Source organism: Sediminicola luteus, from assembly GCF_040566555.1.
Taxonomy (GTDB): Bacteria; Bacteroidota; Bacteroidia; order Flavobacteriales; family Flavobacteriaceae; genus Sediminicola.
Genome location: NZ_JBEWYP010000003.1, coordinates 459,734 through 482,743 on the forward strand (window position 1 = coordinate 459,734; position 23,010 = coordinate 482,743).

A 23,010-nucleotide genomic window follows, 5' to 3' on the forward strand; every position below is an offset into this window, starting at 1 on the left:
CGCAAGGGCAGAGAAAAATGTACGTAATACTCGATATAGAAACAACTGGCGGCAAATACAATGAGGAGGGCATCACCGAGATTGCCATCCATAGGTTCGACGGACATGAAGTTGTTGATCAGTTTATCAGCCTTATCAATCCAGAGAAGGAAATACAGCCGTTCGTAGTAAACCTAACCGGCATTAACAATAAGATGTTAAGGACGGCACCCAAATTTTATGAGGTTGCAAAACGAATAGTTGAAATTACATCAGATGCTGTAATTGTAGCACACAACGCCCAATTTGATTATCGAATCTTACGGACCGAATTCCGTAGGTTGGGTTTTAATTTCGAACGTAAAACCTTATGTACGGTTGATCTTTCAAAAAAATTGATTCCAGATCAAGATTCGTACAGCTTGGGGAAATTGGTTCGTTCCTTGGGCATCCCTGTCAGTGATAGGCACAGGGCCAATGGCGATGCCTTGGCTACCTTAAAACTATTTAAATTGCTGTTGTCAAAAGACAATGACAAGTCCATCGTAAAGGAAATTACCAAAGCTGCTACCTTGGGGGAGCTCTCCCCCACCCAATTAGATATTGTAGAACAACTCCCTTCTATCAGGGGGGTTTATTATATGCACAACAAGGATGGGGAAATTATATTCTTGGGTAATTCAGGAAATATAAAAAAGCGGGTAAATCAGCACTTTACAAATGATGGTTCCAAGGCAAGAAAAATACAAAAAGAGACAAAAACAGTAACTTTTGAGCGTACGGGTAGTGAGTTAGTGGCCCTTTTAAAGGAAAATGAAGAACTGCAAAGGAACAAGCCGAAATACAATACCTATTCCAGGCGAAAGCTTTTTTCTTACGGGATCTATAAACGCACAAACCCCAATGGGTATTTCTCCCTGAGTACTGAGAGGATCAAAGAAAGTTCAGATCTAGTGGCAACCTTTAACAGTATACATGCTGCCCAAAATTTCCTTTACAAAATTACCGAAGAATTTCAGTTATGTGATAAGCTAAATGGAATTTCCCAGGCAAAGACAAACTGTTCCAAACATACCTCGGGATTATGCTTAGGGGCATGCATCCAAAAAGAGGAAACCGCACCATACAATGAAAGGGTCAACTTGGCGTTGGGCACTTATTCCATCTCCAATAAGAACATGATTCTGATTGATAAAGGTCGGGAATTGGGAGAAAAAAGCGGAATTCTGATTAAAAATGGAGTCTTTATGGGCTTGGGATTTTTTGATTTGAATTATCAGATCAATAAGCTTCAAATTTTGGAAACCATCATTACCCCTATGGAGGATAATGCCAATACCACCTTTCTAATTGAATCGCATCTTAGAAAAGGAAAGATTGCTAAAATTGTTACCTTGTAAGCAGAAGAGTTAATTAGTGCACTTTTATTATTTTTACTAAAAAAGCATTCTATTGAGCCACCAACCCAACCTTTCCAAAAACTGGAAGAAAAAGATTCATGAAGTAATTTACGGGACCCATACCCCCGCAGGGAAGCTTTTTGATATCATCTTATTGATTGTCATTGTTTACAGTGTTATCATTGTCATGTTGGAAAGTGTTCCAGGGATAGACCAAGAATACCATACCTTTCTAAATGTATCGGAATGGATCGTCACTATCCTTTTCACAATAGAATACATCCTAAGAATCATCTGTATTCGAAAACCTAAGACATATATTTTCAGTTTCTTTGGAATGGTTGACCTCTTATCCACACTTCCAAAATACCTTTCCCTAATATTTGTAGGTTCACAATACTTGACTGCATTTAGGGCCTTGCGCCTTTTAAGGATTTTTAGAATACTTAAGCTCGCACGTTTTGTTGGGGCATCTAATAATCTTGCTAGGGCATTAAGTGCCAGTCGGACAAAAATATTGGTCTTCGTGTTTTTCATCATTGTCGTTTCTGTATTGTTGGGTACGGTCATGTACATCATAGAAGGCCCTGAACATGGATTCAATAGTATTCCGCATAGTGTTTATTGGACCATAGTGACGCTAACTACGGTGGGCTATGGAGATATTTCACCCCAAACCCCATTGGGACAATTTCTTGCCAGTTTAATCATGATCATTGGATACGGTATCATAGCCGTTCCTACAGGCATAGTATCATCAGAATACACAAGTGCAATGAACAAGAGAAATACAATACAAGACAAAGGCAGAGCCTGCCAGACATGTGGCACCGAAGTACTAAGAAAAGATGCTAAATTCTGCAGAATCTGCAGTACGGAATTAAAAGATGATTAATGGCTGACAAATGGCTTATATCAATTGTTGGCCCAACTGGCATAGGTAAAACTTCTTTGGCCATTAAACTGGCCCAACACTTTGAAACGGAAATAATATCCGCAGATTCTAGACAGTTTTTTAAGGAAATGGCCATAGGCACAGCAGTTCCATCTAGGGAAGAATTAGAGACCATAAAACACCATTTCATCCAAAACATTAGCATTTTTGATGAATATTCCGTGGGGGATTTTGAAAGGGATGCCATTGCGTTGCTCCATGAATTATTCAAAAAAAGTAACATTGTTATAATGGTTGGTGGTAGTGGACTCTATATTGATGCCATTACAAAAGGACTGGACAAGTTTCCAGAAGTTGACCCCAATATCAGGGTGCAATTAAATAAGCTCCTGAAAGATCAAGGTATTTCTGTATTACAAGAAAAACTGTCCGTCTTGGATCCTACCTACTTCAATAAAGTGGATACTGAAAATCCCCATCGATTAATAAGGGCCCTTGAAATTTGCATGGGTACCGGAAAACCTTTTTCTTCTTTTTTACACCAAAATAAGGTAGTAAGGGATTTTAAGACCATCAGTATTGGGATAGATGCAGAACGCCATATTATTTACGATCGCATCAATCAACGTGTAGATCTAATGGTAGAAGCGGGTTTGGTAGATGAAGTTAGATCCCTAGAACCCCAAAAAGCATTAAATGCCCTTCAAACTGTTGGCTACAGGGAACTTTTCAAATATTTTGAAGGAGATTGGACGTTGGATTTCGCCATTTCGGAAATAAAAAAGAATACCAGAAGATTTGCGAAAAGACAATTGACATGGTTTAAGAAAAATGAACAAACCATTTGGGTAGATTACCTAGAGGATATCGACTCAATAGTAGATAAGATTAAACAAAAATTTAAAATATAAATTTTGAACCAAACTTTTAAACATATTCTTTTTGTAATGGGCGTTTCCGGATCAGGAAAATCCACTATTGGAAAACTATTGGCAACAGCATTGGGTTACCCTTTTTATGATGGAGACGATTATCATCCTGATCACAATATTAAAAAAATGGCTGCGGGCGAACCTTTAAATGACGAAGATCGTTATGATTGGTTACTGGCCTTAAATGAATTGGCCAAGAATCATACGTCAAAAGGGGCTGTTATTGCGTGTTCGGCCTTAAAGGAAAGCTATAGAGACCTATTACAAAAAGGTATTGATACCAAGGTTCATTACATCTATTTAAAGGGGTCATTTGAAGAAATACTTGAAAGATTACAACAAAGAAAGGACCATTTTATGCCACTGGAATTGTTACAATCACAATTTGAAGCTCTCTCACCACCAAAAAATGCCATTGTAGTTGAAATTAAGGAGCAACCTGAAAAAATAGTAGATACAATTTTAATCGCCCTAGACAAATAGAAACAATACCAGTTTACAAATAGCTCAATCCACTAAAAAATGATGGAAACCCAATTGATATTAGCAGTCATCCTCGGTATTGCCATGCTCTTATTTTTAATTTTAAAATTAAAGATCAATGCCTTTATCGCCCTGTTGATCGGTAGTATTATCGTAGGTATTTCCGCTGGTCTCGATGCTGAACAGATCATAAAAACTGTTCAGGAGGGAATGGGAAACACTTTAGGGTTTGTCGCCACTGTGGTGGGCCTTGGGGCCATGTTTGGTGCTATATTGGAATATTCGGGTGGCGCAAAGACCATTGCCAACTTTATGATTTCCAAATTTGGTGTGCAAAGAGCTCCAATGGCCATGGTGGTCTCTGGGTTTCTAATAGCTATCCCAGTATTCTTTGATGTGGCCTTTATCATATTGGTGCCCATGATTTACGCATTGCAGAGAAAGACAGGGAAGTCATTGTTATTATATGCCATTCCCCTACTAGCAGGTTTGGCAATTACCCATGCCTTTATACCTCCCACACCGGGACCAATTGCCGTAGCTAATATTATTGGCGCTGAATTGGGTTGGGTGATTCTAATCGGATTTATTGTTGGTATCCCAACGGCGCTTGCAAGCGGACTTCTCTTTGGAAAGTATATTTCTAAAAGAATACATGTTGAGGCACCAAAGGAAATTGAAAAGGGGGAAGAAACAGATCTTCCAAACATAGGTATAACCTTATGGATCATAAGTGTCCCCATATTTTTGATCTTGTTAAATACTGTTTTGAACAGTGACTTGGTACCGCTTGAGAACAAAACGTTGCTAAATGGCATCTCCTTAGTGGGCCATCCATTTACTGCCCTAATAATTGCCAATATACTTGCGTGGTACTTTTTCGGAATTAAAAGAGGATTTAGCAAGGAAAAATTATTCAAGATCACCTCCAAGTCTCTGGAACCTGCGGGCACTATAATCCTTTTGACAGGTGCCGGAGGTGTCTTCAAACAAGTGCTCACCAATACAGGGGCCGGAGAATTACTGGCTACCTCTTTAAGTGATGCAGGTATCCCATTACTGGCTTTTGCTTTCATAAGTGCTGCCATAGTAAGAATCATACAAGGATCATCTACCGTGGCAATGATCACCGCAGCTGGCTTGGTAGCCCCTTTAATGGCCAATACCACCTTAAGTGGTCCCCAATTGGGCTGTATGGTCATCGCTATAGCTTCTGGCGCAAGTATCTTCTCCCACGTTAATGATAGTGGATTTTGGTTGGTGGGTCAATATTTGGGAATTACTGAAAAAGAAACATTTAGATCCTGGACCGTTATGACTACTATTCTCGCTTTTACCGGATTTATAAGTGTAACCCTAATCAGCCTTTTTCTATAAAAGAAAAAACCGTTCAGGGTTCTGAACGGTTTTTTAATTAATATGATATGAATAGTTATTCTTCTGTCTTTACAACCAATCTGAAACCTTCACCGTGAATGTTCAAAATTTCAACATTATCATCCTTTTTAAGGTATTTTCTCAGTTTTGCAATATACACATCCATACTTCTGGATGTGAAATAGTTGTCATCCCTCCATATTTTAGTCAGAGCCAATTCCCTTGGCATTAGATCGTTTTCATGTAAGGCTAACAAGCGCAATAATTCATTTTCCTTTGGAGAGAGTTTTATAGCCTCTTCGTCCTTATATTTTAAAAACCTAAGTTTAGAATTCAATTGGAACCCTCCAATGGTGAATTCGAATTTTTTACTATCTGCAAGTCCATTTGAAGCTTTTCTTTGCAAAATAGCCTTAAGTTTCATCAGCAATACTTCCGAATCGAATGGTTTGTTAAGATAATCATCGGCACCTGCCTTATACCCTTTAAGAACATCCTCTTTCATGGTTTTTGCGGTAAGAAAAACAATGGGCACATGCTCGTTCTTTTCCCTAATCTCCTTGGCCAAGGTAAAACCATCCTTGTAAGGCATCATGACATCCAAAATACAAACGTCAAAATTATCTTTTTTAAATTTTTCAAAACCTTCCATCCCATTTTTTGCCAAGACAACATCAAAGTCGTTCATGGTCAAATAATCTTTAAGGACAATCCCAAAATTGGGATCATCTTCAACCAAAAGTATTTTCTTATTCGCTGTTTCCATATCCATATTTTAAATTAAAGGTAGTTTTATATAGAAAGTACTTCCTTTACCTCTTTCACTTTCTGCATAGACCTCACCCTGGTGATCTTCAATTATTCTTTTTACATAGGCTAACCCAAGGCCGTGACCTTTTACGTTGTGTATATCACCCGTGTGTTCCCTATAAAATTTTTCAAATACCTTATTAAGAACCGCTTTGCTCATTCCTGATCCCTGGTCCTGTATTTTTATAACTATATAATTTTTTGCCAATTCCGTAAACACATCAATTTTTGGTGCATCTGGCGAATATTTAATGGCATTGTCCAAAATATTAACAATAACATTGGTAAAGTGCATGTCATTAGCCAAGACATCGGATCTTTCTGCGTCCAGATGTGTTTTTATATAACCACCTCTATCACCAACAATTAGTTCCACATGGGCTATGGCATCATCAATGATCTCATGGGCATCTATTCTGTCCTTACTGATATCCAGTTGATTTTTTTCGAGTTTTGAAATTCTCAACACGTTCTCTACCTGTGCATGCATCCTTTTGTTCTCGTCCCTTATCATCTGTAGGTAGCGCAATACTTTCTCCTTATCGTCTATGATCTTTGGATTTTTAATAGCTTCAACCGCTAAATTGATAGTGGCGATGGGCGTCTTAAATTCATGCGTCATATTATTGATAAAATCAGACTTGATCTCAGAGATCTGTTTTTGTTTAATCAATTGATATATGGCACTTGAATAGGCTACTACTATTACCAAGGTAAACACCAAGGATAATATTGCCATTCCAAGAATTGAACTGATCAAGAACTTTTTCTTTTTAGGAAAAGATATCAAAAGGGAAAAATCTGTTGCCCCTTCACTATCTCCAAATATGGGTGCTTCGTACAATGTACTTCCTACAAATTTAAATTTCCTAGACCTTATTTTGGTAGGCAATCCTTTACTATATACCCCGTATTCATAGTCTATGTCTATTCCCCGGTTATTAAACTCCCTATCCAAAATCAATTCTATTTCCTGTTTGGAAACGCGCTTGTGTATGGGGACTGTTTTGGCATATTCCCTAAAAACATCATCAAATTGAGCCTTTTCAATTGAGGAAAGGCCACCAATCTTTTCCAAGGTTTGAACAGGGCTTAATTTAAATCCCTTGCCGTCCAAACCATAGTCTTCCCTAAAAATTGTTTTTGTACGTTTGCTCGTAAAATTTTTCAGGGTTGTACTATCTGAACCTATGTCATTGTCAAAGAACGTGGATGCAACGTTATAATCCTCTTCTAAAATTCCATGGGAATAAAAGAGTACTTCATTGGAATTGACATCTCTATCTACAAAAAAGAAATTCCTAAAATGTGAATCCTTGGGTTTACCAAGACTGTCCTTAAGGTTCACGTACCTATCCGAGTAGTCCTTTATCTCCCTGTCCTCTATCTTCTCCGTGGCCTTGGTTAAAACCTCAGAAACCGCATTTGAAAACTGCTCCTCTTTATCATCTACTGACTTTTTTATCCAATATCCTTGGACAAAAATAATGCCCACAAGGGACAGACTCATCAGGATAACAAGGAGTACGAATAACTTCTTGTTCATTAGCGTAAAATTAGAAATTTAACATTTAGTGGATTGTACGTTTAACCTAACCTTAACAAAAATGTTAAAATTTATTATGTAGGTCCTATTTCTTAAGAAAAATTTGGTGAAGTTCCTGTACCTTTCTCTTGGTTTCCTCCAAGTTGATATTTTCAATAACATAAGTGGCAAGCGCCTTCTTATCTGCTTCATCCCATTGGTTATCCATCCTGGACAAGACGTGATGTTCATCTACCTTATCCCTTGCCATGACCCGTGCCAGTCTGGTTTCTTTAGGGGCGGCCACCAAAACAACAGCATCATACTTATCTTGGATATTATTTTCAAATATAATGGCAGCCTCCTGTATGACGTAAGAGTAATCCTGTTTCCTGACCCAGGCTTCGAAATGTTCTCTAACAGCGGGATGTACTATGGCATTTAATTGGCTCAGGGCTTCTTTATCGGAGAATACCTTTTTAGCAATAAATTCCCTGTTCAAATCCCCTTCAAGGTAAGCTTCATTACCAAAAAGTTCAACAATGGCTTTCTTGATTATTTTGGAATTGCCCATGAGCAGTTTGGCCTCGGCATCTGAATTATACACAGGGACGCCCAAGGCGACAAACATCTTTGCTACAGTAGATTTTCCACTACCAATCCCTCCTGTCAATCCAATTAATTTCATTCCATTTTTAAGATATATTCCACTTCCTTCTCCAAAAGCTTAATGTCAAAAAGCCCTTCTGGCTTATTGGCCAATTTCAGGGTAATCATAGATGATTTTGTATCCTTTACGGTATTAAAGTCGGCCACCACCCTAAAATCAGTAGCTTTTACCTTTTTAAGCCTTTCTATTTTTCCCTTACACAAGACAGAAACTTTATTGGGAAATGTTTTAATCTGCATGTCCTTGTCAAGATTTGTCACTTCTACCGGCACCTCTACAATTTTTTCTGAAAATCTGGCTACTTTCCCTGTTATCCTAACTTCATTGGCAGAATACCTGGTATTCAACAATTTATCTGATTTTACAAGCGATAATTTTTTAGAAAAATCATTGCTGACATCCTTTAAAACTACAGTTCTTGTATGTACGCTCCTAATGGTATCAATTTCATTTTTAGGTCCTGAAAGTGTCACTTCGGTAGGTTCCATTTTTAAAGTTCCATCCAACATATAATTCTGTGCGTAGTCTATTTGCAATCTGGAGACTACAGGCACCGACTTTGAATACAGATGATAAAGGGCAAAATACAAGGTATCCCTATTGTCAACACTGACCAAGGAAATAGATGATGGCAATTGGGCCTCTATTTGTTTAACACATGTTTCTTGTGGCAAATAATATTTAGTTCCTTTTTTCTTGATGTAGGACAAATCCAATTGCACTACCCTAGGGCTGAAGTTGTATCGCAAAAATTGAAATCCACTGCAATTCAGTTTTACTTCCAGCTGATCTTTGGAAGATCCTTTAAAGAGTAAACTATCGGGAACATTTATGTATTCCAAATCAAAGGATGTTGTACTGGTATATCGTTCTGTTAAGTTACTAACAAACCAAGCCAATGCAGAGCACAATAACAAGAGCGAAAAAATTTTCACTTTTCGTTTTTGTAGTCCGTTATTAGTTTTTTTTATCACCCTTTAGTTTGTTTTAAAAAATAGATTTGGAAAAATTTCTTCAGGTTCTTTTTGGGTCGCATTAATTTTTAATGTGGCTTCCACAAATCCCTTTCCATATCCATAAAATTGTATTGCAACCGCTACCAAAGTCAGGATTGCTATTTCCAGATCCCTATTTTTTATTAAGGAATCTATAAAAACTATGCCAAAATAAAAGCTATAGACCAAAAGTAATAAAGTACTTCCCATTATTGCAAATACAATAGACACCAAAAGTCCCAAGCAAAACAATGATGGAAACCAATATGTTATTTTTGCTGTTCCAGGATGCCATTTATTTAATATTGGCCTTACCATCCCAAATTTATTCACTTGCACATAAAACTTCTTCCAATCTATTCTTCTCTTATGATATACATAGGCTTCAGAAATAAGCTTCGTCTTAAAACCTTGCTCCCAAATGCGAATGGTGAGGTCTGGATCTTCTCCAGGGTGTATGTTCCCGTATCCCCCGGTAGCCATAAAAGCCTTTTTGGAAATCCCCATGTTAAAACTTCTCGGCTGAAATTTATCAACGGCTTTTTTAGCGCCCCTGATCCCTCCTGTTGTCAAAACAGAGGTCATGGCATAGTTGATGGCCTTTTGTACTTTTGAAAAAGATTGATGGGCCGCATCTGGACCTCCATAACAATCAACAAATTCAGCTTTTAAAGAGGTATGGACAACATCTAAATACTCTGGTGGCAGAAGACAGTCAGAATCCAACACTATGAAATAATTTCCTTTCGCATGGCGCATTCCGAAATTTCTAGAATCCCCTGGGCCAGAATTGGCTTTCTCTAGATACGTAATGGGAAGTTGCGATTCGTAGGAGCTTACTACCTCCACTGAACTAATTGTAGAACCATCTTCTACAATTACAATCTCAAAATCTCCCTTATAAGTCTGGAACAATAGACTATCCAACAGCTCCCTAATTTCATTTGGTCTGTTATAAACGGGAACGATAAAGGAAAAAAACAACTCCATATCTCTATTTTATAAACATAAAAGCCATCCTTTTAAACGGGATGGCCTTATATCTATGTTTGTAATACTACTTTGTAAATTCCTCGATAACTTCTTGACTTACGCCTGTACTTGAAAAGCCACCGTCATGAAATAGATTCTGCATGGTTACTTTTTTTGTCAAATCTGAAAACAAAGAGACCGTGTAATCTGCACAGTCCTGAGCTGATGCATTCCCCAAAGGTGACATTTTTTCGGCATAACTTATAAATCCATCAAACCCTTTAACTCCTTGTCCGGCAGTTGTAGGCGTGGGAGACTGTGATATGGTATTTACCCTTACTTTCTTATCCTTTCCAAAGAAATAGCCAAAGCTACGAGCCACAGACTCTAAATACGCTTTATTGTCCGCCATATCATTATAATCTGGGAACGTTCTTTGGGCTGCCATATATGTCAAGGCCACAATGCTTCCCCATTCGTTCATAGCATCTGCTTTATATAGCGTCTGCATCACTTTATGAAAAGAAAGTGCCGAAACATCCCAACCTTTTGTGGTAAAATCATATTTCTCATCGGTATACGCCCTTCCTTTACGAACGTTTACGGACATCCCAATGGAATGCAAAACAAAATCGAGTTTTCCCCCAAGAATTTCAACAGCTTTGGCAACTAGGTTTTCCAAATCCTCTTCACTGGTTGCATCTGCAGGAACGATCTCAGAACCGGTCTTTTTGGCAAGTTCATTGATTTGCCCCATTCTCATTGCTATTGGTGCGTTGGTCAAAACGAACGTACCTCCCTCAGCATGAACTCTCTCCGCTGTTTTCCAAGCTATTGAATTTTCATCCAAAGCCCCAAAAATAATTCCTCTTTTACCTTTTAATAAGTTGTATGACATGTGTAAACAGTTTTCTTAGGTTGTTATTTGTTTCAAAGATATTTAAAATAAGTTAATTCAAGAGCTCTCTTGCGTGTGCAATCGCAGAATCGGACATGGCCTTTCCTCCTAGCATCTCCGCAAGTTCCGTCACGCGCTCCTCTTGGGTTAATTTTTTCATATTGGTATGGGTCTCCAAATTATCCTCTTCTTTGTATACCTTAAAGTGCTGATCCCCTTTAGAGGCCACTTGTGGTAAGTGCGTAATAGAAAAAATTTGCATCCCTTGGCTCATTTCTTTCATTATGTCGCCCATCTTGGAGGAAATCTCACCGGAAACTCCTGTATCAATTTCATCAAACATCATGGTAGGCAATTGTTCGTATTTGGCCAATATAGATTTTATCGTCAACATGATCCGGGACAACTCCCCTCCTGATGCCACTTTTTTCAAAGGACCAAAATCTGTCCCTTTATTGGCTGAAAAGAGAAACACTAAAGTATCCTTTCCTTTTTTACCAAAAGTTGTGGCGGGATGTATCTCTATTTTAAAGGTTGCGCTTGGCATTCCCAAGGACGCCAACATTTCCTCCAACTGCTTCTTAAGTAAAGGTACAACCTTTTCCCTCCGTTTTCTAAGGGTTACAGCTATCGCTTCCAACTCTTTATCCTGATCTGATAATTGGGCCTGTTTGGCTTTGATGGCGGCTCCTACATTTTCGGTAGCGTCCACCTTTTGGGCCAACTCCTCTTTTATCGCTATCAGTTCGGTAATATCCTGGGCGTTATGTTTTTTCAACAGATCGTACAACAACTGAAGCTTTCCATTGATCTGTTCCAATAATTGGGGATTTGCCTCTACCTTATCAAAAAAGTCCTGTAGCTCGGTAGAGATATCGTCCATTTCTATGAAAACCGACTGAATACGTTCATTAATGGATGTAAACTGTGTTCCAAACCCAGCTAATTTATTGGATATCTGTTTTAATTCTGTAAGTATTGTAACTATTCCTATTTGTTCGTCAGTCAGCAATTGGTTCCCTTTGGACAGATATTCTGTGATGGTCTCCACATTGCTCAGTTGCTCATACTGTTCTTCCAATTCTTCTTGAACACCGATCTTCAGCGGTGCCGATTCCAATTCCTTTAGCAGAAAGCTATTGTATTCGTGCTCCTTGGTACTGTTTTCCTGAAATTCCAGTAACTTTTTAAGCTCCTTTCCTGTTTCCAGATACTTGGAACGCTTCATTCCAAAATCGTCCAAAATTTTACCGTTATCCGCAAGGGCATCGATCACTTTCAATTGAAAATCGTCCTCGGTCATCTGCATTGTTTGATGCTGGGAATGCACATCTATCAAACAATCACCCAAATAGGACAAGATATCCAGTGTTACCGGCGTATCATTGACAAAGGCCCTAGATTTGCCACTGGGCAGTATTTCCCTTCTTAAGATGGTCTTGGGCTCGTAATCCAACTCTTTTTCCTTAAAAAAAGGTGCCAGATTGTATTTGCTAATTTCAAATTCCGCTTCTACTATACATTTGGCCTCCTTATTCTTGAGGGAGGACAGATCTGCCCTTTTCCCCAAAACCAAAGACAGGCCACCCAATAAGATCGACTTACCTGCTCCTGTTTCTCCAGTAATAATGGTGAAGCCATTGGTAAACGAAACGTTTAAATGGTCTATTAATGCGTAATTTTTAATTGAGATTGTAGTCAGCAAAGTTGAATAGATTATTGCCGTAAAGATAATTGATATTCTACTGGAAAAAAATGGAGGTCAATATTTTATTTCATTCCACGTATTGGAATAAAAGGGAGCAATTCTTGTTAGCGTTTCCTTAAGCTGAACAATGTCCATTTTAGGGCCATCGGAAAAGATATCCTTGATCTCCTCAGATTTTGCGTCAAAAAAAGTTTGGATCAAAAAAGCATTTGGGCGTCGCTTTACCATGGTCTCCATTAATCGCATGGTTCCTGCAATCACTTGTTTCCCGGTACTGTTGTTATCTGCCAAGATGTCAAGCCCCTTTCTGTGGTAATTGTACATGGCAATGCGGTATTCCCTAAAGGTGTTGGACATTAAATTATCTACCAATTCAAAGCGTGTACGTTCACTGGAAGATTGACTCCATCCTGTAAAACTACTACCCTGAGCTTGGGTAACGATATTTTGGGCCTTTCTAAAAAAATCATTTCCACCTTCCAACGCAAAAGTATCGGCATCCAATCCCAGCATTATATAAACGTAATAAGACACTACGCCCACTAAATTGGAATCAAATACATTTTCATTGAACACCAAGGGCTGGAACTCTATATATTCAAAATTAAATTGATTGTCCTTGTAATTGAAAACTGGACTTTCATAGGAAGTATTATAAATGGGCCTTGAAGATTGTAATTGAATACTTGCTTTGAACCTATTGGATTCATATTCTGAAACGGTAATGAACATCCGTGCGTTAACCCTCTCCCGCTCCTTATAAACCTTATTGGTCCATTTACTTTTATTCACAAAATCGTTCAGAGAACGCTCCAAGGTTTTAAATATCTGTTGATTGGTTTGCCCTACTTGGTCTGAATTAATGGTAATGGTGCAGTTTAATTCTTGGGCGTACAATGAAATGGATAGTAGTGTACAACAAATAGCAAGTAAGAGCCTATACATGGAGTCTATTGATTATTTCATTCATTATGTCCAACGCTACCTCTGCCTTGGTCTTTAATCCAAACGTTTTAATAGTTAAATTCTTATCTATAAATGAAATTTTATTGGTCGCTTTTCCAAAACCGGCGCCAGTATCATTTAAGGAATTCAGGACAATGGCATCGAGATTTTTCTTGGCCAATTTACCCTTTGCGTTTTCGAGCTCATTTTCAGTTTCCAGCGCAAAGCCAACTAAATATTGTTCTTTCTTATGTTCCCCTAAGGATAGAAGGATGTCCTTATTTTTGACCAACTCCAAGGTGAGGCTATCTTCTTTTTTCTTGATCTTTTGATCTGCAACTACTTTGGGCCTATAATCCGAAACGGCCGCAGCACAGATAACAATATCCATATTCCCGAAGTGCTCATGTACCGCATCATACATCTGCTCCGCAGAAACCACTCGTTTAAGGCTAATATTGTCGTTATCAACATTTAGAGCAGAAGGTCCGGTAACTAGGACCACCTCAGCACCTTTGGCAGCTGCTGCTTTTGCCAATTCAAACCCCATCAGGCCAGAGGAATGGTTGCCTATAAATCTTACAGGATCTATTGCCTCGTAAGTGGGGCCGGCAGTAATCAATACTTTTTTGCCTTTCAATGGCAAACCACTGGATAAATATTCCTTTATAAAAATTAGAATATCTTCGGGTTCTGCCATACGTCCTTCCCCATACAGACCACTTGCCAATTCCCCAGAAGTAGCGGGAATCATAATATTGCCATAAGACTGTAATTTCTCAAAGGTAGCTAAGGACGATGGGTGTTTATACATGTCCAAATCCATTGCAGGGGCAAAGAAAACAGGACATTTCGCCGATAAATACGCAGCAAGAAGCAAATTGTCACAAGCCCCATTTGCCATTTTAGACAAGGTGTTGGCTGTTGCCGGGGCAATGAGCATAAGATCTGCCCAGAGTCCCAATTCCACATGATTGTTCCAAGAAACACTCTCGTCCTCTTCGTTAACAAAGGATGAAAGTACTGGATTCTTAGATAAGGTGGCCAGGGTTAATGGAGAAACAAAAGAGCTGGCGCTATCTGTTAAAATCACTTTAACATTAGCGCCAGCTTTTATCAGTAAACGAACAAGAAATGTTGTTTTATACGCGGCTATACCTCCGGTAATTCCTAGAAGGATATTTTTACCGCCCAACATGACTTAAACGTCTTTTTCTGTATTCCTGTGGTAAATTTTATCTTCCAACCATTCTACAACGGCCAAAGCATGTGGCTTTGGAAGTTTTTCGTAGAATTTAGAAACTTCGATCTGCTCCTTGTTTTCAAAAACCTCATCCAAGCTATCGCTGTAAGTAGCAAACTCTTCTAATTTTTCCAACAACTCCTTTTTTATTTCAGAGTTGATCTGAATCGCTCTTTTAGAAACGATGGAAATAGCTTCGTAAATATTACCGGTATTAGCGTCAAACTCATTTTTGTTAATGGTAACCGTAGAAACGGGAGCCTTAGAGTTTTTCAAATCGTTCATGTTCATGGTGAAAGTATTTTTATTTGGAAAAATTTTCTAATTCTTTATTGATTGTTTGCATCATATCATCCGCCTTCTTAAGATATTTCGATTCAGGATAATATTTTTTTAAATTGTTATATGCCACTTTAGCTGACTGTAAACGTTCTGCTTTTTTAGAATCAAAACTGTTGATTGCAAAATTGGTAGAGGCGTTGAATTTGTAAAATAAAGCATCTTCCCTATAAATAGATCCAGGAAAATCCGACAAGAAGTTTTCCGCTCCACTAATGGCGGGCGTCAGAAAACTAAAATCAAAAGCACTGATCTTGTTATATTGTGCAACAATTTCAATAGCCTTCTTTTCCTTTTTTGTGGTAAGTTCCTTGGCCATGATATTGGCTCTCTCAAAAAATTCTGAGTTTGGATAGGTGTTGATGAAATTTTGAAGTTTCACCAATGCCTTGTCAGTATCCGTTTGGTCCAATGAATATTTCGGAGAAAGTTCATAGTAACTTTGAGCTCCAAGAAAGGCTGCCTCTTGTAATTTCTCGCTTTTTGGATAAGATTTAATAAATCTTTCAAACTGATAGCCTGCTAAATTATAATCGCCAATCTTAAAATAAGAATCTGCAAAAAAGAACATCACACGTTCTCCCTGTGGCTTTCCTACATATTTAGGTGCAATCTGCTCCAACAATCTGTTTGCTTTCTTATAATCTTTTGCATTGTATAATTTTTCGGCCAATTCATATTTAGCCGAACTGTCCTCATTCTTAAGCACTTTCTGGTACTCACTACAAGAACTAAATATAACTACAAATACTAAAAGGGATAAAAGCTGCCTCATTTTTAAAAACATTCTGCAAAATTAGCGATTCTTAACGGATATAAAAAACATTTTTTCACAGGCTAAAATAGTCCTATGACCTGCTTTCTTCCGTCTATTTAGCGAAGTTTTAACGTTATGCAAATTACCTGTCTGATTTACAAGATGGCCAAAGTCAATTACGCAGGTACTTTTGATAGGGATTTTAGAAATTTATCAATTCTCCCTTTGAGTTCAGCGGTCGCTTCCATTAAGGGTAACCGGACAACCGCAGTAGAAAGTTCCAGAGATTCAAACATAGCCTTAATCCCTGCTGGATTTCCTTCATTAAAGATAAGGGACATGGCATCCATCAATTCATAATGCAACGCATAAGCTTCCTTAACCTTACCTGCCATTCCTAACTTGATCATCTTGGACAACTCGGTCGGGGTACCCTGCCCCAATACAGAAATTACCCCGGCACCACCAGCAAGTACTGTCGGTAAAGCCGTAATATCATCTCCTGAAATGACCATAAAGTCTTTTGGACTCTCTTTAATGATCTGCATGATCTGGGCAATATCACCACAGGCCTCCTTAATGCCCACTATATTTTCAAATTCATGGGCCAACCTCAACGTTGTTGCCGGCAACATATTACTACCGGTTCTCCCAGGCACATTGTACAATATAATTGGCTTTGGTGACGCTTGGGCCAATGCTTTAAAATGTTGATATATTCCTTCTTGTGTCGGTTTATTGTAATATGGTGAAACAGAAAGAATAGCTTCAAATTCCCTTAAATCTGCTTGTTGAAGTTCCTCTACCAAAGCAGCTGTATTATTTCCGCCAACACCAAGAACCAACGGCAACCTCCCTGCATTTGCAGAAACAATTGTATCGATCACCAGTTGTTTTTCAGATTTATTCAAGGTAACTGACTCCCCTGTTGTCCCCAATACCACTAAATAATCAATACCACCATCAATACAAAAGCCTACTATTCTTTCCAAAGCTTCCGTATCCACAGAAAAATCTTTCCTAAACGGGGTGACCAATGCTACTCCCGTTCCTTGCAACTGTTCCATCATTTAATTTCGTTAAGAATAAACAAATACTTCTTAAGTTCTTTTTTAAAAATAGTAAAGTCCTTAATCGAAGTATTCAATATTAAATCATTTAAATCTTTATCTACTTCACCAAAACCAACATTTAATCTTGCTTTGGTATGTAATGTCATCAATTGTAACAATAATTTATCTTCTGTATAATAATTGATCAACACATCAAATTCCTTATTCAAAAACTCCTGGGCATATCCATTTTGGATTTCCCCCCGCCAACCTAAATCCCTATCTGAAAACATAGGTTTGGCATATGGAGAGTTTTTATTGTATTCTTCCTTATACCCTATCACTTGAACTGCATTGGGTGGTAACGAAAATTCATTCACTAAATCATAAAATACATCGACATTATCAAACTGATCTAAATTTACAATACAACCAATGGAGGTAACCCCCTTTTTACTTCCTGTATGCTGAGTTTTCTTACCCAATTCCCTTTTGAGAAATTTTTGCCCAGACATATGTTTAAATTTATCGGTGATAGCCCTTAAAAACATGTATTTTTACATTTGTACAAATGTAAATAATATCCAAATAAAACTAATACGAAGATACACAGTATAATGAATTTAAAAATACAACATTTTGTTATAATTATAACAATAGGTGTGTTTGTCTCCTGTAAACAAAATCCGCCGACCCTATTTAAGATTGAGGGCAAACATTTGCCCATTGCCTCCAGTATTACGCCAGTAGACTCCATAGAACAGTTTGTAACTCCATATAGGAACCGCATCAACGAAGTATTGGACAGCACTCTAGCCTATGCCACAGCTCCCTTTAGTCCAAGAGATGGTGCCCTAAATTCCAGTGCCGGCAATTTTATGGCAGATATTGTGTTATCCGAAGCAGGGCCCATATTTAAAAGTAGGACCAACAATGAAATAGACTTTGCCATTTTGAACAGTGGAGGTATACGTGCCGTAATATCCAAAGGAGATGTGACTGCCCGGAACATGTATCAGGTCATGCCCTTTGAAAATACAATAGTTGTTGTTGAACTTACGTCAAAATCGGTAAGGGACCTTATTGCTTATTTAATACAATCCAAGAAGCCCCATCCTATTTCTGGAATTCAGATTAAGATTGATAGAAATGGAAGTTTAACCTCTGTTAATATCCAAGGCAAACCCTTTGATGAGGACCGCACCTACTTTGTGGCCACCTCCAACTACTTGGCCAACGGGGGTGATAATATGAACTTTTTTACAAATAATGCAGGAGTAACAGAAACGGATTATCTGTTGAGAAATGCCATGATCGATTACATTAGGAAGACGGACACCATAGTGCCCTTGGTAGACGACAGATTTATTCAAACAAAGTAATATGGAAAGAAGAAAATTTTTGACCCAAGCCGCAGCCTCATCAGCCTTTGTAGGATTGGGAGGTTTAAGTTTAACCTCCTGCGAAAGCCTGTCATTAAAACACATCACCATTTTACACACCAATGATGTGCACAGCCATATAGATCCCTTTCCGACAAATCATTCCGAATATCCAAATCTGGGAGGCCTTGCTCGTAGGGCCACCTTGGTTGAACAGATCCGTAAAGAGAATCCCAATACCCTTTTGTTGGATGCGGGGGATATTTTCCAAGGCACGCCCTACTTTAACTTTTATGGGGGCGAGCTGGAATTTAAATTAATGAGCATGCTCAAATACGATGCCGCGACCATTGGAAACCACGATTTTGATAATGGTATTGAGGGACTATATGCACAACTTCCCAATGCTAAATTTCAATTCTTATCGGCTAATTATGATTTCTCCAATACCATCATGGATGGACAGGTAAAACCTTATACAACATTCCTACTAAATGGCGTAAAGGTTGGGGTATTTGGATTGGGTATCGCTTTAGAAGGTTTGGTCTCAAAAAAACTTTATAAAGAGACCGTATATCTGGATCCCATAGAAATAGCCCAAAGCATAAGTGGCACCCTAAAAAAAGAAGAGAATTGCGATTTGGTTATTTGCCTTTCACACCTAGGGTATTCCTATAATGACCTTCAGCTCCCAGATGATCTAAAGCTGGCCGCTGGAACAGAAAACATAGACTTGATTATTGGTGGGCATACCCATACCTTTTTGGATAAACCAACAGTCACCAAAAATAGAATAGGAAAGCAGGTTTTGGTGAATCAAGTTGGGTGTTATGGTATTAACTTAGGTAGGATTGACTTCTATTTGGATACAGAGAAAAATTTGACGGTCGATGGTATTTCTATAACCGTTTAGGAATTATGGAGGTCAGAATAACTACTATAAGATCCAAAACCTTAGTAGGGAAAAGACTTGTGATGTCCCTAGATAATAATAGGACCGTTGAGCTATGGCAAAGCTTTATGCCCTTTAAAAAAATTATTAGGAACAAAACATCCAACGAGGTAATTTCCCTACAAGATTACAAGGGGTCCTTTAACCTTCAGAATTTTAATTCTTCAACAGAATTTGAAAAGTGGGCAGCCGTAGAAGTTTCCAATACGATGGGTATTCCCGAAAATTTTGAAATATTTCATTTGGCAGGAGGCTCCTATGCTGTGTTCAAACACATTGGAGACGCTTCTACTTTTCCTAATACCTTAGACCATATTTTCAGGGTATGGCTACCCAATTCGATCTATACACTGGACAATAGACCTCATTTTGAAGTTTTGGGAGACAACTATAAAAAAAATGATCCAAATTCAGAGGAAGAAGTATGGATTCCCATAAAAGAGATCTAATATGCAATACTTACTTTCCTATAAAGTAGGCCACCAATTCCTTCTGTTCATCTTCTAGTGAGACTTTTGGGAAGGACCTATTTGCTTTTCTATACCAATAATCCGCATTAAACCTGTCCCCTTCCTTTCTATGCAGATAGGCATGAATCCAACTGCCATCGAGGGAGGTCATATCTTGGGCAATATCATGGGAGGCTTCCCAATTTCCTTTTACGTCCCACCACATAGATTTTAGTCCAGCCGACCAATCGGGGTTAGGCTCGTTTTCCTTTAAGGATAGATTAAAAAATTCGAGATTTACAGGTAAAGACATAAGCGCACGGTTTATTGGAGCATTTCTAAAAAATCATCTTCAGAAATTATGGGAATATTGAGTCCTTCGGCCTTGGTACGTTTACTCGGCCCCATTTTATCCCCTGCCACCAAATAAGAGGTTTTGGAAGAAATGGAAGAACCTACTTTCCCACCATTGTCTTCGATCAGTTTTTTAAGCTCGTCCCTACTAACCTTTTCAAATACTCCAGAAACAACAAAGGTAGACCCCTTTAGTAGTTCTGTCTGATTTTCAAGTTTTTCGGCCGAAAGTTCAAACTGCACCCCATAGCTTTTTAACCTTTCAATAATCTCGATATTCTTTTCATTTTGAAAAAATTCAATAACACTGGCGGCTATGACCTGTCCTATTTCATCCACAGACATTAATTCATCATAGGAAGCAGACATAAGGGCATCAATATTTTTATATGCTTTGGCAAGTTTTTTAGCTACTGTCTCCCCAACAAATCTAATCCCCAAGGCAAAGAGTACGCGTTCAAAAGGTATTTCCACAGATTTTGCAACCCCTTTTACCAGGTTCTCGGCAGATTTCTCTGCCATTCGCTCCAAGGGCATGACCTGTTCCTTGTTGAGCACATATAAATCAGCATAATTTTCAATCAACCCTTCCTTGAACAACAGTTCTACCGTTTCACCCCCAAGTCCCTCTATATCCATTGCTTTGCGTGAAATGTAATGCTGGATACGACCTGTGATCTGGGGAGGACACCCGTAATAGTTGGTGCAGTAATGCTTGGCATCACCCTCTGTTCGTTCCAATTTGGTATGGCATTCCGGACAGTGGTCAATATAGACCGTAGGTGAAGAATCCGCAGGTCGTTTAGAAAAATCTACCCCTATAATTTTTGGAATAATTTCCCCTCCTTTTTCCACAAAAACAGTGTCACCTTCCCGAATATCCAACTTTGCAATCTGGTCCGCATTGTGCAAGGAGGCTCTTTTTACGGTAGTTCCGGCAAGTAAGACAGGATTTAGATTGGCTACGGGGGTAATGGCTCCAGTTCTACCCACCTGATAGGTTATCTCGTTCAATAAGGTAGACACTTGTTCCGCCTTAAACTTATAGGCCATGGCCCACCTTGGGGATTTTGCGGTATAGCCCAACTCATCCTGGTATTGCAGATTATTCACTTTTACCACGACCCCATCTGTTTCATATGGCAGTTCGTGACGGTGCACATCCCAGTACTCCACAAAGGCCATTACTTCATCGGTAGATTTGCATACCTCGGCCACTGTGGGCACTTTAAAGCCCCAAGACCTTGCTTTTTCCAATACCTCAAATTGAGAGGAGATATTTAAATTTGGGCCTACAATACTGTATAACAAACACTCCAAGGGTCGTTGTGCCACAAGCGCACTATCCTGTAATTTTAGACTTCCAGAAGCCGTGTTCCGTGGATTCATGTAAGGATCCTCCCCATTTTCAAGGCGTTCTTGATTCATTTTGGCAAAACCCTCGAAAGGCAGGACAATCTCCCCACGGATATCGAATTTCTCAGGATAGTCCCCTTTTAATCGCAACGGGACAGATTTAATGGTTTTAATATTGGTGGTAACATCATCCCCCTGAAAACCATCCCCTCTTGTAACGGCACGCATCAATTGTCCCTTTTCATAAGTTAGACTTATGGAGGCACCATCATATTTTAGCTCACAAGTAAATTCTACAGGAACATCCCCTAAATTTTTTTGTATACGCTTCTCCCAATCTTCCAAATCTTCTTTAGAGTAGGAGTTTTCTAGTGAATACATCCGATGCTCATGAGCCACTGTTTCAAAATACTTGGTAATCCCCCCTCCAACACGCAACGTAGGTGACGTTGCATCATGAAACTCTGGATGCTGATCTTCCAAGTCTTGAAGCTCCTTCAGCATAATGTCAAATTCATAATCGGAAATTGTCGGGTTGTCCAACACATAATAATTATGGTTGTGCTCCCTTAAACTATTCCGTAAAGCCTCTATTTTTTCTTTAATGTTCATTCTCCTTTATAATTTTTGAACTCCTCCCATTTATGATCTCTAGATACTATTGTGTTACAGGTTTTATTTGAATTCAGACAAGCTTGCCTTTTAACATTCTATCATTTCCAAACATATCTTTTCTCAACTGCAATTCTGTGAAGCCAAAACTTTCCATGCACTGCACGGTATCTTTTCCCAAATATTGATTGATTTCAAAGTATAGACAACCGCCTTTATTTAAATGTAAGGTTGCAAACTCCGAAATTTTCCTATAAAATAAAAGAGGATTATCATCAGGAACAAAAAGAGCTTGATCAGGTTCATGATCAGTGACATTGGCGCTCATCTGTTTTTTCTCCAATTCACGGACATAAGGAGGGTTGGATACTATAATATCAAAATTCAGGTATAATTTGTCGGTCTGAAGAATATCCTTTTCAATAAATTCTATTGACACCCCATTTTTAGCGGCATTTTCTTCAGCAACGATTAAGGATTCACTAGAAATATCCAAGGCATAAACTTCGGCATTTGGTAGATTCTTTGCCAATGCTATGGCAATACATCCACTTCCTGTGCCAATATCCAATATCTTCAATACCCCTCTATGCTCTTTTGCTTGCTCCAAAATCCATCTTACCACTTCTTCAGTCTCTGGTCTTGGTATCAAAACATTCTCATCAACCTTAAATTCCATATCCATAAAATGGGCAACTCCTAGAATATATTGTACCGGTCTGTGCAATTTCAACTGGCTCAACCCTTCGAACAAGGGCTGTTCTTCTTCCTTAGTTACCATGGTATTTGGCTCAAGGGCCAACACAAAGCGTTCTAACCCTAAATAATGCTCCACCATAAGGTAAAAGAAACTATCCACCTCTTCCTTTGGATATACACCATCGAGTTCAACATGGAAAATATTCTTGATCTCTTTTAACAGCAT

24 protein-coding genes are annotated in these 23,010 nt (G+C 38.6%); 8 read left to right on the forward strand and 16 right to left on the reverse strand.

The window, feature by feature from the left end; all coding sequences use genetic code 11:
• Nucleotides 1-17 precede the first annotated feature (17 nt).
• From ABXZ32_RS08365 to ABXZ32_RS08385, 5 genes are read left to right on the forward strand one after another with little or no spacing between them, the layout of a single operon-like run.
• A complete protein-coding gene (locus tag ABXZ32_RS08365) occupies nt 18-1,379 on the forward strand; it encodes an exonuclease domain-containing protein (protein WP_354618220.1) in 1,362 nt (453 codons plus the stop codon).
• 52 nt (nt 1,380-1,431) lie between these two features.
• Complete coding sequence (locus ABXZ32_RS08370) at nt 1,432-2,274, forward strand: ion transporter (protein ID WP_354618221.1); 843 nt, start codon at nt 1,432-1,434, stop codon at nt 2,272-2,274.
• Nucleotides 2,274-3,185 (forward strand): tRNA (adenosine(37)-N6)-dimethylallyltransferase MiaA, encoded by a 912-nt coding sequence (gene miaA, locus ABXZ32_RS08375; RefSeq protein ID WP_354618222.1) that lies wholly within the window; start codon nt 2,274-2,276, stop codon nt 3,183-3,185. Before ABXZ32_RS08370 ends, miaA begins: the two co-directional genes overlap by 1 nt.
• Nucleotides 3,186-3,188: 3 nt before the next feature.
• On the forward strand, nt 3,189-3,689 hold the full coding sequence (locus ABXZ32_RS08380) for a gluconokinase (RefSeq protein ID WP_354618223.1): 501 nt from the start codon (nt 3,189-3,191) through the stop codon (nt 3,687-3,689).
• Between the two features lie 42 nt (nt 3,690-3,731).
• A complete protein-coding gene (locus ABXZ32_RS08385) occupies nt 3,732-5,066 on the forward strand; it encodes a GntP family permease (RefSeq protein ID WP_354618279.1) in 1,335 nt (444 codons plus the stop codon).
• A gap of 55 nt (nt 5,067-5,121) precedes the next feature.
• Here ABXZ32_RS08385 and ABXZ32_RS08390 read toward each other — a convergent pair whose 3' ends face one another.
• The 13 genes from ABXZ32_RS08390 to ABXZ32_RS08450 all read right to left on the reverse strand — a co-directional run bounded on the left by ABXZ32_RS08390 (nt 5,122) and on the right by ABXZ32_RS08450 (nt 17,531).
• Nucleotides 5,122-5,832, reverse strand: coding sequence for a response regulator transcription factor (locus tag ABXZ32_RS08390; RefSeq protein WP_354618224.1), 711 nt, complete (start codon nt 5,830-5,832; stop codon nt 5,122-5,124).
• Nucleotides 5,833-5,841: 9 nt separating this feature from the next.
• On the reverse strand, nt 5,842-7,422 hold the full coding sequence (locus ABXZ32_RS08395) for a sensor histidine kinase (RefSeq protein ID WP_354618225.1): 1,581 nt from the start codon (nt 7,420-7,422) through the stop codon (nt 5,842-5,844).
• An 85-nt stretch (nt 7,423-7,507) separates the two neighbouring features.
• Nucleotides 7,508-8,089 (reverse strand): dephospho-CoA kinase, encoded by a 582-nt coding sequence (gene coaE, locus ABXZ32_RS08400; protein WP_354618226.1) that lies wholly within the window; start codon nt 8,087-8,089, stop codon nt 7,508-7,510.
• Entirely contained in the window at nt 8,086-9,006 is a 921-nt protein-coding gene (locus ABXZ32_RS08405) for a YbbR-like domain-containing protein (protein WP_354618227.1), read from the reverse strand. The genes coaE and ABXZ32_RS08405 overlap by 4 nt, the downstream gene beginning before the upstream one ends.
• Before the next feature lie 42 nt (nt 9,007-9,048).
• Entirely contained in the window at nt 9,049-10,056 is a 1,008-nt protein-coding gene (locus ABXZ32_RS08410) for a glycosyltransferase (RefSeq protein WP_354618228.1), read from the reverse strand.
• A 67-nt stretch (nt 10,057-10,123) separates the two neighbouring features.
• Nucleotides 10,124-10,936, reverse strand: a complete 813-nt coding sequence (locus ABXZ32_RS08415; protein WP_354618229.1) for an enoyl-ACP reductase FabI — start codon at nt 10,934-10,936, stop codon at nt 10,124-10,126.
• A 52-nt stretch (nt 10,937-10,988) separates the two neighbouring features.
• Nucleotides 10,989-12,641: a DNA repair protein RecN gene (recN, locus tag ABXZ32_RS08420; RefSeq protein ID WP_354618230.1), complete on the reverse strand. Its 1,653-nt coding sequence runs from the start codon at nt 12,639-12,641 to the stop codon at nt 10,989-10,991.
• Between the two features lie 57 nt (nt 12,642-12,698).
• Complete coding sequence (porD, locus tag ABXZ32_RS08425; RefSeq protein ID WP_354618231.1) at nt 12,699-13,589, reverse strand: type IX secretion system protein PorD; 891 nt, start codon at nt 13,587-13,589, stop codon at nt 12,699-12,701.
• Complete coding sequence (coaBC, locus tag ABXZ32_RS08430) at nt 13,582-14,787, reverse strand: bifunctional phosphopantothenoylcysteine decarboxylase/phosphopantothenate--cysteine ligase CoaBC (RefSeq protein ID WP_354618232.1); 1,206 nt, start codon at nt 14,785-14,787, stop codon at nt 13,582-13,584. The genes porD and coaBC overlap by 8 nt, the downstream gene beginning before the upstream one ends.
• A gap of 3 nt (nt 14,788-14,790) precedes the next feature.
• Nucleotides 14,791-15,123 carry a DNA-directed RNA polymerase subunit omega gene (locus tag ABXZ32_RS08435; protein WP_200960645.1) on the reverse strand — a complete coding sequence of 111 codons (333 nt, stop codon included), beginning with the start codon at nt 15,121-15,123 and terminating at the stop codon, nt 14,791-14,793.
• A 13-nt stretch (nt 15,124-15,136) separates the two neighbouring features.
• Entirely contained in the window at nt 15,137-15,946 is an 810-nt protein-coding gene (locus ABXZ32_RS08440) for an outer membrane protein assembly factor BamD (RefSeq protein WP_354618233.1), read from the reverse strand.
• Nucleotides 15,947-16,104: 158 nt separating this feature from the next.
• Nucleotides 16,105-16,995: a 4-hydroxy-tetrahydrodipicolinate synthase gene (gene dapA, locus ABXZ32_RS08445; protein ID WP_354618280.1), complete on the reverse strand. Its 891-nt coding sequence runs from the start codon at nt 16,993-16,995 to the stop codon at nt 16,105-16,107.
• Entirely contained in the window at nt 16,995-17,531 is a 537-nt protein-coding gene (locus tag ABXZ32_RS08450; RefSeq protein ID WP_354618234.1) for a DUF6913 domain-containing protein, read from the reverse strand. The genes dapA and ABXZ32_RS08450 overlap by 1 nt, the downstream gene beginning before the upstream one ends.
• Before the next feature lie 66 nt (nt 17,532-17,597).
• Here ABXZ32_RS08450 and ABXZ32_RS08455 point away from each other — a divergent pair, with 66 nt between their 5' ends.
• The 3 genes from ABXZ32_RS08455 to ABXZ32_RS08465 are packed head-to-tail and all read left to right on the forward strand — an operon-like array spanning nt 17,598 to nt 19,763.
• Complete coding sequence (locus ABXZ32_RS08455; RefSeq protein ID WP_354618235.1) at nt 17,598-18,362, forward strand: 5'-nucleotidase; 765 nt, start codon at nt 17,598-17,600, stop codon at nt 18,360-18,362.
• 1 nt (nt 18,363) lies between these two features.
• On the forward strand, nt 18,364-19,275 hold the full coding sequence (locus tag ABXZ32_RS08460; RefSeq protein WP_354618236.1) for a bifunctional metallophosphatase/5'-nucleotidase: 912 nt from the start codon (nt 18,364-18,366) through the stop codon (nt 19,273-19,275).
• 5 nt (nt 19,276-19,280) lie between these two features.
• Nucleotides 19,281-19,763, forward strand: coding sequence for a GyrI-like domain-containing protein (locus ABXZ32_RS08465; RefSeq protein WP_354618237.1), 483 nt, complete (start codon nt 19,281-19,283; stop codon nt 19,761-19,763).
• Between the two features lie 10 nt (nt 19,764-19,773).
• Here the strand turns inward: ABXZ32_RS08465 and ABXZ32_RS08470 are convergent, their stop codons facing one another.
• The 3 genes from ABXZ32_RS08470 to prmC all read right to left on the reverse strand — a co-directional run bounded on the left by ABXZ32_RS08470 (nt 19,774) and on the right by prmC (nt 23,010).
• Nucleotides 19,774-20,076: a hypothetical protein gene (locus ABXZ32_RS08470; protein WP_354618239.1), complete on the reverse strand. Its 303-nt coding sequence runs from the start codon at nt 20,074-20,076 to the stop codon at nt 19,774-19,776.
• 11 nt (nt 20,077-20,087) lie between these two features.
• The gene (ligA, locus tag ABXZ32_RS08475) at nt 20,088-22,085 is read right to left on the reverse strand and encodes an NAD-dependent DNA ligase LigA (protein WP_354618240.1); all 1,998 of its coding nucleotides are present in this window, start codon (nt 22,083-22,085) and stop codon (nt 20,088-20,090) included.
• Between the two features lie 73 nt (nt 22,086-22,158).
• A complete protein-coding gene (gene prmC, locus ABXZ32_RS08480) occupies nt 22,159-23,010 on the reverse strand; it encodes a peptide chain release factor N(5)-glutamine methyltransferase (protein WP_354618241.1) in 852 nt (283 codons plus the stop codon).

Bases quoted from the DNA above. Each gene is read 5' to 3' on its own strand.
- ABXZ32_RS08465 (WP_354618237.1), top strand. From the start codon at position 19,281: ATGGAGGTCAGAATAACTACTATAAGATCCAAAACCTTAGTAGGGAAA.
- ABXZ32_RS08395 (WP_354618225.1), bottom strand. From the start codon at position 7,422: ATGAACAAGAAGTTATTCGTACTCCTTGTTATCCTGATGAGTCTGTCC.
- coaBC (WP_354618232.1), bottom strand. From the start codon at position 14,787: ATGTTGGGCGGTAAAAATATCCTTCTAGGAATTACCGGAGGTATAGCC.
- ABXZ32_RS08365 (WP_354618220.1), top strand. From the start codon at position 18: ATGTACGTAATACTCGATATAGAAACAACTGGCGGCAAATACAATGAG.
- dapA (WP_354618280.1), bottom strand. From the start codon at position 16,995: ATGGAACAGTTGCAAGGAACGGGAGTAGCATTGGTCACCCCGTTTAGG.
- ABXZ32_RS08440 (WP_354618233.1), bottom strand. From the start codon at position 15,946: ATGAGGCAGCTTTTATCCCTTTTAGTATTTGTAGTTATATTTAGTTCT.
- ABXZ32_RS08390 (WP_354618224.1), bottom strand. From the start codon at position 5,832: ATGGAAACAGCGAATAAGAAAATACTTTTGGTTGAAGATGATCCCAAT.
- ABXZ32_RS08415 (WP_354618229.1), bottom strand. From the start codon at position 10,936: ATGTCATACAACTTATTAAAAGGTAAAAGAGGAATTATTTTTGGGGCT.
- porD (WP_354618231.1), bottom strand. From the start codon at position 13,589: ATGTATAGGCTCTTACTTGCTATTTGTTGTACACTACTATCCATTTCA.
- ABXZ32_RS08450 (WP_354618234.1), bottom strand. From the start codon at position 17,531: ATGTTTTTAAGGGCTATCACCGATAAATTTAAACATATGTCTGGGCAA.
- ABXZ32_RS08435 (WP_200960645.1), bottom strand. From the start codon at position 15,123: ATGAACATGAACGATTTGAAAAACTCTAAGGCTCCCGTTTCTACGGTT.
- ABXZ32_RS08460 (WP_354618236.1), top strand. From the start codon at position 18,364: ATGGAAAGAAGAAAATTTTTGACCCAAGCCGCAGCCTCATCAGCCTTT.
- prmC (WP_354618241.1), bottom strand. From the start codon at position 23,010: ATGCTGTTAAAAGAGATCAAGAATATTTTCCATGTTGAACTCGATGGT.
- ABXZ32_RS08385 (WP_354618279.1), top strand. From the start codon at position 3,732: ATGGAAACCCAATTGATATTAGCAGTCATCCTCGGTATTGCCATGCTC.
- ABXZ32_RS08470 (WP_354618239.1), bottom strand. From the start codon at position 20,076: ATGTCTTTACCTGTAAATCTCGAATTTTTTAATCTATCCTTAAAGGAA.
- coaE (WP_354618226.1), bottom strand. From the start codon at position 8,089: ATGAAATTAATTGGATTGACAGGAGGGATTGGTAGTGGAAAATCTACT.
- ABXZ32_RS08455 (WP_354618235.1), top strand. From the start codon at position 17,598: ATGAATTTAAAAATACAACATTTTGTTATAATTATAACAATAGGTGTG.
- miaA (WP_354618222.1), top strand. From the start codon at position 2,274: ATGGCTGACAAATGGCTTATATCAATTGTTGGCCCAACTGGCATAGGT.
- ligA (WP_354618240.1), bottom strand. From the start codon at position 22,085: ATGAACATTAAAGAAAAAATAGAGGCTTTACGGAATAGTTTAAGGGAG.
- ABXZ32_RS08410 (WP_354618228.1), bottom strand. From the start codon at position 10,056: ATGGAGTTGTTTTTTTCCTTTATCGTTCCCGTTTATAACAGACCAAAT.